The sequence below is a fragment of the Pigmentiphaga sp. MLSB6-MA01 genome (assembly GCF_058793475.1).
In genome coordinates this window covers 1-12848 of the sequence record NZ_JBXAFV010000004.1, presented here as the reverse complement: position 1 = coordinate 12848, position 12848 = coordinate 1, and the positions used below count along the sequence as shown (strand labels likewise).

The 12848-nt window shown below is 66.7% G+C and carries 11 protein-coding genes and 1 other RNA gene; 2 read left to right on the top strand and 10 right to left on the bottom strand.

Annotated features, from left to right (window positions below):
• Positions 1 to 55 precede the first annotated feature (55 nt).
• On the top strand, positions 56 to 2128 hold the full coding sequence (locus AC1Q6E_RS07735) for a TonB-dependent receptor domain-containing protein (RefSeq protein WP_296556378.1): 2073 nt from the start codon (positions 56 to 58) through the stop codon (positions 2126 to 2128).
• Positions 2129 to 2131: 3 nt separating this feature from the next.
• Here the strand turns inward: AC1Q6E_RS07735 and AC1Q6E_RS07730 are convergent, their stop codons facing one another.
• The 4 genes from AC1Q6E_RS07730 to AC1Q6E_RS07715 form a co-directional block, all read right to left on the bottom strand.
• A complete protein-coding gene (locus AC1Q6E_RS07730; RefSeq protein WP_492572512.1) occupies positions 2132 to 2938 on the bottom strand; it encodes an EAL domain-containing protein in 807 nt (268 codons plus the stop codon).
• Positions 2939 to 3046: 108 nt separating this feature from the next.
• Positions 3047 to 3976 carry a ribosome small subunit-dependent GTPase A gene (gene rsgA, locus AC1Q6E_RS07725; RefSeq protein ID WP_296556374.1) on the bottom strand — a complete coding sequence of 310 codons (930 nt, stop codon included), beginning with the start codon at positions 3974 to 3976 and terminating at the stop codon, positions 3047 to 3049.
• Complete coding sequence (locus AC1Q6E_RS07720) at positions 3973 to 4317, bottom strand: 4a-hydroxytetrahydrobiopterin dehydratase (RefSeq protein WP_152794081.1); 345 nt, start codon at positions 4315 to 4317, stop codon at positions 3973 to 3975. Before AC1Q6E_RS07720 ends, rsgA begins: the two co-directional genes overlap by 4 nt.
• On the bottom strand, positions 4314 to 5597 hold the full coding sequence (locus AC1Q6E_RS07715; RefSeq protein WP_296556370.1) for a M48 family metallopeptidase: 1284 nt from the start codon (positions 5595 to 5597) through the stop codon (positions 4314 to 4316). The genes AC1Q6E_RS07720 and AC1Q6E_RS07715 overlap by 4 nt, the downstream gene beginning before the upstream one ends.
• Before the next feature lie 164 nt (positions 5598 to 5761).
• On the opposite strand from AC1Q6E_RS07715, the gene orn reads away from it, so the two are divergent.
• Positions 5762 to 6307, top strand: coding sequence for an oligoribonuclease (gene orn / locus AC1Q6E_RS07710; protein WP_152794079.1), 546 nt, complete (start codon positions 5762 to 5764; stop codon positions 6305 to 6307).
• Here the strand turns inward: orn and AC1Q6E_RS07705 are convergent.
• The 6 genes from AC1Q6E_RS07705 to ffs all read right to left on the bottom strand — a co-directional run bounded on the left by AC1Q6E_RS07705 (position 6304) and on the right by ffs (position 12594).
• The gene (locus AC1Q6E_RS07705; protein WP_296556369.1) at positions 6304 to 7734 is read right to left on the bottom strand and encodes an MATE family efflux transporter; all 1431 of its coding nucleotides are present in this window, start codon (positions 7732 to 7734) and stop codon (positions 6304 to 6306) included. The genes orn and AC1Q6E_RS07705 overlap by 4 nt on opposite strands.
• A complete protein-coding gene (locus AC1Q6E_RS07700) occupies positions 7731 to 9533 on the bottom strand; it encodes an ArnT family glycosyltransferase (protein WP_492572511.1) in 1803 nt (600 codons plus the stop codon). The genes AC1Q6E_RS07705 and AC1Q6E_RS07700 overlap by 4 nt, the downstream gene beginning before the upstream one ends.
• A gap of 219 nt (positions 9534 to 9752) precedes the next feature.
• Complete coding sequence (locus tag AC1Q6E_RS07695) at positions 9753 to 10019, bottom strand: type B 50S ribosomal protein L31 (RefSeq protein ID WP_152794075.1); 267 nt, start codon at positions 10017 to 10019, stop codon at positions 9753 to 9755.
• Between the two features lie 370 nt (positions 10020 to 10389).
• Positions 10390 to 11652 carry a transcription termination factor Rho gene (gene rho / locus AC1Q6E_RS07690; RefSeq protein WP_152794072.1) on the bottom strand — a complete coding sequence of 421 codons (1263 nt, stop codon included), beginning with the start codon at positions 11650 to 11652 and terminating at the stop codon, positions 10390 to 10392.
• A 194-nt stretch (positions 11653 to 11846) separates the two neighbouring features.
• Positions 11847 to 12173 carry a thioredoxin TrxA gene (trxA, locus tag AC1Q6E_RS07685; RefSeq protein WP_152794070.1) on the bottom strand — a complete coding sequence of 109 codons (327 nt, stop codon included), beginning with the start codon at positions 12171 to 12173 and terminating at the stop codon, positions 11847 to 11849.
• A 323-nt stretch (positions 12174 to 12496) separates the two neighbouring features.
• An RNA gene (ffs, locus tag AC1Q6E_RS07680) (signal recognition particle sRNA small type) lies at positions 12497 to 12594 on the bottom strand.
• Positions 12595 to 12848 lie beyond the last annotated feature (254 nt).

The following is a 12848-nucleotide window of genomic DNA, read 5'->3' as shown; positions in this document are numbered from 1 at the left end:
TCCACACGTGCCGGCTGCCGTATTGCGCCACTTATATCGAAAAAGGAACCGTAGCATGTCGGGAAGGCCGAACCCCCTCGTATTGGCACTGATGAGCATTTCCTGGGGTTGCGTGCCCGCGGCGGCCTGGGCGCAGGCCGCGCCGTCCGCCGAACCCGCGCCGCCGACCCTCAGGGAAGTCACCGTGTCCGCCACGCCCCTGTCGCGCAGCGAGCAGGACCTGGCCGCGCCGGTGACCGTGCTGGACGAAGACGCGTTGCTGACCAGGCGTGCAGCCACGCTGGGAGAAACGCTGGAGCAGGAGCCGGGCATCACATCGTCGCATTTCGGCGCGGGAGCCAGCCGCCCCATCATCCGGGGCATGGACGGCGCGCGGGTCAAGATCGTGTCCGATGGCGCCGAGGTCCAGGACGCTTCCACCATCAGTCCGGATCACGCGGTGGGGCTCGAGCCCATGCTGTCCCAGCGGGTGGAGGTGCTGCGCGGCCCGGCGGCCCTGCTGTATGGCGGCGGAGCGGTGGGCGGCGTGGTCAACGTGCTCGACAACAAGATTCCGACCGAGATGCCCGAGAACGCCGTGGAAGGCAGCGTGGAGCTGCGCGGCGCGACCGGCCCGCGCGAGACCGCCGGCGCGTTCGAACTGACCACCGGCGGCAAGGGCCTGGTCTTCCACGCCGAAGGGCTCAAGCGCAACGCCAACGACTACAAGGTGGGCCGGGGCTGGGCCGGCGGCAACCGGGTGGACGGTTCGTACAACCACACCGAGACCGGCAGCGTGGGCCTGTCGTGGGTGGGGGACCGCGGCTACATCGGAGTGGCCTACACGAGCCAGCGCAATCGCTATGGCCTGCCGGGCCACGATCATGCCTACGAAGGCTGCCACGCTCATGGCGCGCACCTGCACTGCCCGGGCGACGGCCATGGCCACGAGGATGAGGACGGCCATGATCATGGCGAGGACGGAGGCAGCCATGGCGTGCCCTTCGTGAAGCTGCGCAGCCAGCGCTGGGATGTGCGCGGCGAACTGCGCGATCCCTTCGCCGGCTTTACCCGGTTGCGTGTGCGCGCCGGCTTCACCGATTACCAGCATGACGAGATCGAGGGCGACACGGTCGCCACCACCTTCAAGAACAAGGCGCACGACGGCCGCGTGGAACTGGAGCATGCGCCCATCGGCGGGCTGCGGGGAGTCATCGGCGCGCAGACGACCCGCCGCGCCTTCAGCGCCCTGGGCGAGGAGGCCTACGTACAGCCCAGCGTCACGCGCAACAACGGCCTGTTCGCGCTCGAGGAATACACGGTGGGCAACTGGCGCTTCGAGGGCGGGCTGCGGCACGAATGGCAGCGTATCGATGTGCAGGGCGGCGCGCCCGATACCCGGCACAGCGGCACCTCGGTGTCGGCCGGCGCCGTCTGGAAGTTCGCGCCGCAGTATTCGCTGGGCGTGTCGGCGTCGCGTTCGCATCGCCTGCCGACCGCCGAGGAGCTCTATGCCAATGGCCTGCACCTGGCCACGTCCACCTACGAGATCGGCAACGCCAACCTGAAGAAGGAAACGTCCAACAACATCGATCTCACGCTGCGCAAGTTCGCCGGGCCCACGACCTTCTCGGTCTCGGTGTTCCACAACAAGATGGATAACTTCATCTATGGCCGCACGCTGGACGTCTACCAGAATCTGCAACTGCTGGAGTACACGCAGCACGATGCCACCTTCACCGGGCTGGAGGCCAAGGTGCGCCACCAGATCGACCGCATATTCGCCGTCTCGCTGATGGGCGACTACGTGCGCGCGAAACTGGATGGCGGCGGCAATCTTCCGCGGATTCCCGCCTACCGGATCGGCACGCGGCTCGACGCGAAGTGGCAAGCCTGGAGCGGCGACGTCGAACTGTCATACGTGGGGCGGCAGGACAAGGTGGCCGATTTCGAGACCGAGACGGCCGGCTATACGATGCTGAACCTTGGCGCCGCCTACGAAGGACGCATGAGCGGAACCCGTTATCAGATCTATGTCCGGGCCAACAACCTGACGAACAAGCTTGCCTACCGGCATACGTCGTTCATCAAGAATGCCGCGCCGCTGATGGGCCGGAACATCGTCATGGGCGTGCGGCTGACGTTCTGACCGTTATCCGGGTGAGCGGGTGAGCGGCGGCGCGAGCGCGGCCGATGGGACGCCGAACAGGTATCCCTGGGCGTATTGCGCGCCGAGCCCCGCGAGGCGGGCCAGGCTGGCCTCGTCCTCGACGTGCTTGAATACCACCTGGCACGAAAGTCCCGCCGCTGTTTCCAGCAGCGCGGGAAGTTCGCGCTCCGGATCGGCCACCGTGCGCAGGTCCAGCTTGATGACGTCCGGCGCATGCAGGTGCAGCAGCGACTGCGCTTCGACGGCGTTGTTGGCATGCACGCCCGACTGGAAACCCGCTTTCCTGTAGTTTCCCAGGATCATGCCGGCCAGGAGGACGTCCCGCGCGGCTTCCGCGGGCAGTTGCAGCACGATGCGGGCAGGCGGGATGCCCAGCGCTTCTATCATGCGCCGGAAGGCCAGGCCATGGTCCTGCGTGATGGCGGCCAGCAGCCGGCCATGGACCCGCAGGTAGAGCGGGTGGGCGGCATCGGATTTCGAAAAATAATTCAGCGTATGGACCAGGCGGCACAGCCGGTCCAGGCGTACCAGCGTGGCGTCGTCCGCCGCCCGCGAAAACAGGCCCCAGGGGCTGATGACGTCGCCGTCGGTCGCGTGCGAACGGGCGTAGGCGTCATAGCCGGCCACCGCGCGCGTATCGATGCGGATCACCGGCTGGAAGCCGCTGGCAAGCTCGAATTCGTAGAACCTGCCCAGGACGGTGCCATCGGGGGCCAGCCGCAGCGCAGCATGCAGATCGGGCTGGCTGGAGAGTTTCTGGATCAGTGTCCGGATTGCCGCGTAAGCCACGGAATGCTCCTGAAGGGACGTAGGGAGGGTTCCGCCGAGCGTACCGCCGATCACCATAACGCCAAACGATTGTTTTGCCGATCGGATATTTCTTCAGGTTCTGAAGGCTCAATAGCGTTGGCCGAGCAGCAGTTCGTCCAGCAGCCGGCCATAGAGCGCGTGGCGCTGGGGCGCGATCCGGCCGGCTTCCAGGGCTTCCAGCACGGCGCATCCCGGCTCGTGGATGTGGGTGCAGTTGTAGAAGCGGCAGTGGCCCAGGTAGGGCGAGAATTCGGGGAAACCCTGCACGATCTGCGCGCTGTCCAGGTGCTGCAGGCCGAAGGCCTGGAATCCCGGCGAGTCGATCAGGTCGGCTCCGGAGGCGAGCGTGGCGGGCAGGTGGTACAGGCGGGTGCTGGTGGTCGTGTGCTTGCCGGCGCCGAGCGCCTGCGAGTGCTCCTGGGTGGCGGCCAGGGCGTTCGGGACCAGGGCGTTGAGCAGGGTGGACTTGCCCATGCCGCTCTGCCCGAGCAGCAGGCTGGTCTGGCCGGCCAGCCTGGGCGCCAGCGCGGCCTGCGTGGCGGCGGTGTCGCGAGCGCAGAGCTCGAGCACCGGCACGCCCAGCGCCTGGATGGGCGCCAGCTTGCGGCGCGCGGCCTCGAGGCCGGCCGGGCGGTCGACCTTGTTCAGGATGACGACGGGGGAGATGTCGGCATTGAAGGCGCCAACCAGGGCGCGGCCGACCAGTTCGTCGGAAAAATCGGGCTCGGTCGCCACCACGATGAGCAACTGGTCGACGTTGGCGGCGAACTGCTTGGTCCGCATTTCGTCGGAGCGGTAGAGCAGGTTGCGGCGCGGCAGGACCGACTGGATGGCGCCTCCGGCCGGACCTTCGGGGGCCACCTCGACCCGGTCGCCCACGGCGGCGGTGCCCTTCTTGCCCCGCGGGTAGCATTGGCGGGTCGAGCCGTCGTCGCATTCGACCGTGAAATGCCGTCCGAAGGCGGCCACGACGCGGCCCTGCAGGCCGGTTCCCGGAGTATGCCTGGGCGCTTTCATGGTTCGTAGCGCGCGTCTATCTTGGCCGCACAGATGAAGTCGTTGATGGAGATCCCGCCTATCTCTCGGGTGCTGTAGTGGACGCGTACCCGGCCGTGGCCCACCAGCATCTCGGGGTGATGGTTCTCCTGGCCGGCGACGTCGGCGACGGCGTTCACGAAGGCAATGGCCCGGGCAAAGTCGGCGAACTCGTAGTCGCGCTCCAGGACCTCGCCGCGCCGCGCCCAGATGGGCAGCACATGGATCTGCTCGTCGATGTGCGCGGAACTCATGGGCGACCGGTTTTTCATCGGCACGCAACGGCCCGCGCGCAGTTGTTCGATACTCAAGACGCGATTCATGCCGGTTCCTGGAGACGATCGAGTGGGGCGGCATGCGGCGCGGCCCGCAGCCTGCCTATGCGTATGCTGGCGGGCGGATGCGAGTCGTAGAAGGCCGAGTGCACGGGGTCGGGGGTGAGCGTGGCGGCGTTGTCGTCATAGAGCTTGACCAGCGCGGAGACCAGGTTGGCGGGATCGGTCTGTTCGCTGGCGAAGCGGTCGGCTTCGAACTCGTGCTTGCGGGAGTACCAGCTCGCGAGCGGGATGAACGCGAAGGTGAACACCGGCGCCACGAGGAAGAACAGGATCAGGGCCAGGCCGTCATTGTGCCCCTCCAGCAGGGGCAGGGTGCCGAGTCCGGTGTAGAACCATACTTGCCGGGACAGCCAGCCCAGCAGGGCGAAGAACACCAGCGACACGCCGAAGCTGAAGATCAGCCGCTTGAGGATGTGGCGGTGCTTGAAATGGCCGAGTTCGTGCGCCAGCACGGCCTCGATTTCCTCGGGGGCGAGGCGGGCCAGCAGCGTGTCGAAGAAGACGATGCGCTTGCTCTTGCCAAAGCCGGTGAAATAGGCGTTGCCGTGGGCGGATCGCTTGGAGCCGTCCATGACGAAAAGGCCGTTCAGCGCGAAGCCGGTGCGGCGGGCCAGCGCCTGGATCCGCTCGGCCAGCGCCTCGTCGGCCAGCGGGGTGAACTTGTTGAACAGCGGGGCGATGACCGTGGGAAACAGCAACATGACCGAAATGTTGAACACGATCCACAGGCCCCAGCCCCAGAGCCACCAGTAGGGGCCGGCGTCGGCCATGAGCCACAGCAGCGCCGATAGCAGCGGCAGCCCGAACAGCACGGCCAGCGCGAGACCTTTCACGGTATCGGCGGCGAACAGCCGCCAGGTCATCCGATTGAACCCGAACCGGGCCTCCAGCACGAATTGGCGCCACAGCGTGAAGGGCAGGTCCACGACGGAGAGCAGCGCAGCCGCCATCGCGACCAGCAACAATTGGCGGACGAAGTCGGACGAGGCCAGCGAAGCGGCCAGTTCGTTCAGCGCCTGCAGCCCGCCCAGCAGCGTCAGGCCGATCAGCACGGAGGTGTCGAACAGCAGCGCCACGATGTCGAAGCGGATGCGGGCGATGGTGTAGTCGGCCGCCCGCCGGTGGCTGGTTTCTCCGATACGGTCGGTGAACTCGGCCGGTACGCGGTCGCGGTGCAGCGCGACGTGGCGGGTCTGGCGCGTGGCAAGCCACAGGCGCGTGGCGACGCCGGCCAGCAGCATCAAGACGAACAGCAGGGTAAACACGATGACGGCTCGTAGTCAGAGGGGCGTACGCGTAAGCCCCGGCGGATCCCGATTGGGGTCCGGAAAGCGGAGGCGCCAGCCTGTGAGAAAATTGCCATTTGTGCCCGCGCCGCCGCCATGGCGCCGCGCGCGCGATTCATGCATGGTTCCGGAGCACCGATTATATGGCGTTGAACGAAAATCACCTGGTTTGGCTCGACATGGAAATGACGGGCCTGGATCCGGAAAAGGAACGGATCATCGAAGTCGCGGTGGTCGTGACCGACGCCCAGCTCGAAGTGGTGGCCGAAGGACCGGTCCTGGTCCTGCACCAGTCCGACGAGTTGCTCGACGGCATGGACAACTGGAACAAGGCCACCCACGGCCGCAGCGGCCTGATCGACAAAGTGAAGGCTTCCTCGCTGGCCGAAGCCCGGGCCGAGGACATCCTGCTGGAGTTCCTGGGCCAATACGTGCCGGCGGGCAAGTCGCCCCTGTGCGGCAATACCATCGGCCAGGACCGCCGCTTCATGGTCCGCTACATGCCGCGGCTCGAAGCTTTTTTCCACTACCGCAACCTGGACGTCAGCACGTTGAAGGAACTCTGCCGGCGCTGGAAGCCCGAGATCTACAAGGGGTTCGAGAAGAAAAGCCGGCACGAGGCGCTGGCCGACATCTACGAGTCCATCGACGAACTCAAGTACTACCGCGAGCACTTCCTGCGCGTCTAGCGCAGGGGCCGTGGCGACTCGGGAGCGGCCGGTCGCCGGGCGGCCACCCGCCAGTAGAAGCACTGCAGCATGAGCGACGAGATGGCCATGCTGCAGGTGGCCATCAACCACATGGTCCCGGCGCCCGTGGGCGCGCCGGGCATCAGCGCCGCGACCAGTCCGCCCAGCGCGCCGGCGCCGGGGCCGAATGCCAGCCACCATCCTCCCAGCAGGCCGATGCCCCACAGCGCGCCGGCCTGTATCAGCATGGGGCCGACCGCCATCTTGTAGGCGCGCAGCAAGTAGCTGGTCATGCACTGCAGCGAATCGAACAGATGGAAGAAGGCCAGCATGCCCAGCAACCCCAGCGCAACCACGCCGACCTCGGCATCGCTGGTGTAGGCCTGGACGATGGGGCCGCGCGCCAGGATCACGATCGCGATGGTCAGCAGCGCGCCCGCGGTGCTGACCATCAGTCCGGCCGAACCCGTGCGCCGGGCGCGCAGCGGATCTCCCGAGCCGATGGCCTGCGCCGTGAGCGCGCCGGTCGATACCCCCAGCGCCAGCGGCATCATGAAGCACAGCGCGACCAGGTTGGCCATGATCTGGTGCCCGCCGGTGGCGTAGATGCCCTCGCGCGCCACCAGCAGCGCCATGAAAGTGAAGGACGTGACCTCGATCAGGTAGGAGCCGCCCATGGGGAGGCCCAGCCGCAGCAGTTCCCCCAGCATCTTCCTGTCCGGGCGGCCGATGCGCAGGCCGAATTGCCGGTAGAACGGGTCGCGGCGAAGGATGAGGACGCTCAGGCCCACGCTGATCCAGAACACGAGCGCGGTCGACAGCCCCGCGCCCACGGCGCCCAGCGCGGGCAGGCCGAACTTGCCGTAGATGAAGAGCCAGTTGAACAGCGCCTTGAATCCGATGCCGGCGATGTTGATCATCATCACGACCTTGGGGCGTGACACGGCGGTGTTCAGGGCGTACACGGTACGGAAGACGAGCGCCGCGGGCAGGGCGACGATCAGCATGGCCAGGTAGCCGCGCACCTGGGCCCGCACCGCTGGATCCACGTCGCCGGACATCGAGAGCCAGGTATCCGGAAACAGCATCGCCAGGCCGCCAACGATCGACAGGCCCAGCGACAGCCAGACTGCCTGGCCCCAGGCGCGGCCGATCTCGGCCAGCCGGCGGCCGCCGAAGTGCTGGGCGGCGATGGGGATCAGCGCATGCAGCACGCCGGTCAGGCCGATGAACACCGTGACATAGATGGACACCGCCAGCGCCATGGCGGCAAGCGCGACGGGCGAGGCATGGCCGGTCATCGCGGTATCCAGCACCCCGAAGGCCATGCTGGCCCACTGGCCGACCAGGACCGGCCAGCCCTGTTGCAGGATACGGCGCAGGGTCGCGCCCCAGCCGGAAGGGGGCGCGGGCCCGGCGTCGGTCACGGGGCGGGGCGTCCGGCCGGGACCGGGCGCAGCAGGATGAAATACTCGAGGAATTGAGGGGCCCGGCGGAGCTCCGCCGCGCGGGTGCCTTCCCACAGCACGCGGCTGCCGGCGTACTCGCCGCGCTGAAGCGCGTTCCGCAGCACGCTGGCGTTGCCTTGCAGCAGTACGAGGGGGCAGTCGCCGGACAGCTCGAAGCGCAGGTTGTCGAAGACCGCGAACGAGGCGCGCTGCGACAGCCCGAGGCCGGCGCTGCGCACGCACTCTTGCCGGCCCGTGCGGGACCGCTCGGCGGCCAGCGCCTGCGCTATGCCGTTCGAGACTTCGCGATAGCTCTTGTTGTAGTTGATCGAGGGCAGCCACAGCGTCATGATCAGCAGCCAGCACGTGACGACGCCGCCCGCCGACAGTACCGTCCCGCGCCACAGTCCGGCTGGACGCGAGCGGAAGCGCCAGATGATCAGCGCGATCCAGGCCACGCTGGCGGCGACCGCGGCGGTGAAGGCGAACAGCGAGAAATCGGCCTCGAAGCCGGGCGTCTGGCGGGCGATGTTGCGGGCGATCTTGGGCGGCACGCCGGTCATGATGGCGATCCATCCCATCCAGACCACGCAGGCCGTGGCCGAGAACACCATGACGGCGAACCAGTCCAGGGCATTGATCAGGCCCCGCCGCAGCGTGGGCAGCGCGAGCGCGGCCAGCATCGCGCACGGGATGACCAGCGCCAGGTATTCCGCGTCGATCGGCTCGCGGGTGGCGAGCAGCATGGCCAGGCCCGCCAGCATCAGCGCCACCGGGATCTGCACGTGGGGCGAGCGCAGGTAGCCGCGCCACCGCCACAACGCGAGCAGCGCCAGCGGCCCGGTGGGCCACAGGAACCAGGGCATGTTGCGCAGCACGTCGGACAGTCCGCGCGGCGTCAGCATGCCGAACACGCTGGCATTCCAATGCCACCAGCCGCTCATCCAGTAGGGATGGAGCAGGGCGGCGGCGATCCACCAGGCCAGCGACAGCGCCAGGCCGAGCGGCAGGCTCAGCAGCGCGATCCAGCGCACCGCCGGCCGCAGCGCCGAGCAGGTGCCGGCCAGGACGGCGACGGCAAGCAGCGGTGGCAGGACGGCGGGAAAGCCGCGTGCCAGGAACGCGCCCGCCAGCGCCAGCCCCAGAGTCAGCGCGCCGGAGCGTGGATGATCGAGCATGCGGGCGAGCGAATAGAAAACCAGCGCGTGGAAGGCGAGGGCGGCCGGTTCGGCGGACGTTTCGTGGGACCGCCACAGGATGCCCAGGGTGGCCAGCAGCAGGAGCAGCGCGGCGTCGGCCAGCATGCGGCCGTAGTCGCGCGGTTCCGGCTGGCCGCCGAACGGCAGCGCCAGCGGTTGCGCCTCGGCCCGCCGGCCCAGCAGATAGGCGCCATACCAGAGGCTGGTGCTGGCGATGCCGAACCAGATGAGGTTGGGAATGCGTCCCGCCAGGATATGGCCCAGCAGCGGCGAAAAAATCGCCATGCACAGCGCGCCCACCCAGGTCGCCAGCGGTCCTTCCTGCGACACCGCCACGCCGGCCGCCTCGGGCGCCAGCCACTGCGCCCAGCCGCCGTCGTAGGCGGTCCACATCTGCGCCAGGCCGATGACGTCCTCGCTCTTCCAGGGCTCGCGCATGACCAGGCCGGTCACGATGTACAGCAGGCACAGGGCCAGCAGGCCCCAGCGCGGGAGTTTCGTGGCCGCGAGCGCCGTCAGCCGCGCGGGCGTGGGCGGCAGGATGGACGTATGGAAGGGGGACGGGAATCGGTGGGGCATCGAACCGCTGGGATTACCTAACAGGCACAAGACGGATTCTAGTGTCCCGGCAGGCCGGGGCACGCAAAAAAAGGCGGAATGCGAAGCTCGATTGCAAGCAATTGCAGCGGCGGGGCGGATTTTCGCGCCACGCGCCTCGGCAGCGTTGCCGGGAAGGAAGGTTGCCCGCAGAAAAAAGGCAGCCCGCAGGCTGCCTTTTGGTCGCGCGGACGGAGTCCGTCAGGCGGACGTCTTGACGGTACCGGTGGTGCGGGCGAAGCGGGCGCGGAACTTCTCGACACGGCCGGTTTCGACGATGCGGGTCTGCGCGCCGGTGTAGAAGGGATGCGACTCGGAGGTCACGTCGCACTTGAACAGCGGATAGGTCTTGCCATCGAGTTCGATGGTTTCACGCGAGTTCAGGGTCGAGCGGGTAACGAACTTGTTGCCGGTCTGCAGATCCTGGAACACGACGTCGCGGTATTCGGGGTGGATGCCTTCTTTCATGGTCTTCCTTGGGAGTGTGCGGGTCGCCAGCCGGGACGAAGGTTCGCGCCTTGGGGGCGGTTTCCCTTGGGGGGGCGGCTTCCGTGTACCTGCTGGACGGAGCGCCGGTCCGACAACGTGCCCAATTTCTAGAGCTAAGCCCTGAATTATCGCGGGAATCCTGAGTTTGTGCAATCAGCGCGATGTTTTTGGGCGTTTTGCGCGTTAAAGACATCGCTTGGCGGGAGCGATCAAGAAAAGAGAGCGATGCGAAAGAACGACACTCCCCACCAGCCCGGTCGTACCCCAGGATGCGGTGGATCCGGCTCCGCCGGTCCACCCGCATCGCCCCCTTGAGGGGGCGCCCGAAGGGCGTAGGGGGTGGGCTTCCCTACCCGCCCTTCTTCATCATGTCGAAGAATTCGGCGTTGTTCTTCGTCGAACGCATCTTGTCCAGGATGAACTCCATGGACTGGATCTCGTCCATGTCGAAGATGAACTTGCGCAGCACCCACACCTTCTGCAGAACGTCCGGCTTGATCAGCAGTTCTTCGCGGCGCGTGCCGGACTTGTTCAGGTTGATGGCGGGGTAGACGCGCTTCTCGGCCAGGCGGCGTTCCAGGTGGACTTCGCTGTTGCCGGTGCCCTTGAATTCTTCGTAGATCACGTCGTCCATGCGGCTGCCCGTTTCGATCAGGGCGGTGCCGATGATGGTGAGCGAGCCGCCTTCCTCGATGTTGCGCGCCGCGCCGAAGAAGCGCTTGGGGCGCTGCAGGGCGTTGGCGTCGACGCCGCCGGTCAGCACTTTGCCCGAGGCGGGAACCACGGTGTTGTAGGCGCGGGCCAGGCGGGTGATGGAGTCGAGCAGGATGACGACGTCATGCTTGAGTTCGACCAGGCGCTTGGCCTTCTCGATGACCATCTCGGCCACTTGCACGTGGCGGGTAGCCGGCTCGTCGAAGGTGGAGGCGACCACTTCGCCGCGCACGGAGCGCTGCATTTCGGTCACTTCTTCCGGACGCTCGTCGATCATCAGGACGATCATGGTGACGTCGGGATGGTTGGCGGTGATGGCGTGCGCGATGTGCTGCATCATCACCGTCTTGCCCGATTTCGGGCTTGCCACCAGCAGGCCGCGCTGGCCCTTGCCGATGGGGGCGAAGATGTCCATGATCCGGCCGGTCAGGTTCTCTTCGCTCTTGATGTCGCGTTCGAGGCGCAGCGGCTTGTTCGGGTGCAGCGGGGTCAGGTTCTCGAACATGATACGGTGCTTCATGCTCTCGGGCGCCTGGCCGTTGACCTTGTCCACCTTCACCAGGGCGAAGTAGCGTTCGCCGTCCTTGGGGGTGCGGACCTCGCCCTCGATGGAGTCGCCGGTATGCAGGTTGAAGCGCCGGATCTGAGAGGGCGAAATGTAGATGTCGTCGGTGCTGGCGAGGTAGGACGTTTCGGGCGAACGCAGGAAGCCGAAACCGTCGGGCAGCACTTCCAGCACGCCATCGCCGAAGATCGGCTCGCCCTGCTTGGCGCGTCGCTTCATGATGGCAAACATCAGCTCCTGCTTGCGCAGGCGGCTGGCATTCTCGATCTCGAGCGTGGCGGCCATTTCCAGCAGTTGCGAAACGTGCAGCGCCTTCAGTTCATTGAGATGCATCTCGGGTAAAGCTCCGGGGGGAGTTCTTGGTGACGACACGTCCTCGCTGGAGGACTTTGCGCAGAGCATTGGTTGCTCTTGGGGCGGAGGCTGGATCCCGAGGCCGGGGCGCACCGCCGGTGCGCAAGGAGAGGGCGTGGTAAAGGTTGATCGGAAAGGACCGGCGCTGGGCCGGTCCGTGGCTTGCTACCTGTTTACAGCGAGCTGTCCAGGAATGCGGTGAGCTGCGACTTGGACAGCGCGCCGACCTTGGTTGCCACGACCTGGCCGTTCTTGAACAGCATCAGGGTCGGAATGCCGCGGATGCCGTACTTGGCCGCCGTGGCGTTGTTGTCGTCGACGTTCAGCTTGGCGACCGTCAGCTTGCCTTGGTACTGGGAAGCGGCCTCTTCCAGGATCGGGGCGATCATCTTGCAGGGGCCGCACCATTCCGCCCAGTAATCGACCAGGACAGGCTCATTGGCTTGAAGTACGTCGGCATCGAAGCTGGAGTCGCTCACGTGCTTGATCGCGTCGCTCATGGTTTTCCTTCTGGAGGTGTGCGCAAAGCGCAAGAAGAGTGGTGCAGTGCGCGGTAAACGGGTATGTGAATCGATAGATACATGTGGGCGCGTGTGCTTGGATTCCAGACCCCTGCGGGGAATTTTTTTATATGCGCGGATCCTGACGGGAGTACCCCTGGGCGATGCGTGGGAAGCGCGAAACGCGAGGGGAGCGGGGCAGGTAGGCGCCGGAATCGGTCGGCGTAGAGCCCGAGATGAACTAATGGTAACCGCAAAAAAGTGGTTTTTCCAAGTGCCTGCCCCGGGTTGTGTGGTTTTTAGTGCCCAGGGAGGCGGAATTGGGTGGCGAGCCTGACTTCGGCACTGACGGTTTACAGCTATGGCTGCTTCGTTCCCGACCTGACCAGATTCACCGCTCCGCCATGCGAAGGGGCCCGCCAACGAAAGTATAGCACCACCCCCCTACGCCCTTCGGACGCCCCCCCAGGGGGGCACTGGCGGACGGCGGACCGGCTGAGCCGGATCCGCTGTGCCCTGGGGCTAGGCTGAATCGGCATTCATGTTCTTTACCCGGTCTTGTCCGGGGCACCGGGGCCGGGGGGCGGGCGGGGCGCAGCGAAGCCGGTCCCGCTGCGCGGGACTTCCCGGTGGGGACAGGGTGGACGGGGCGGGCGCAGAACTCGGGCGGGAACA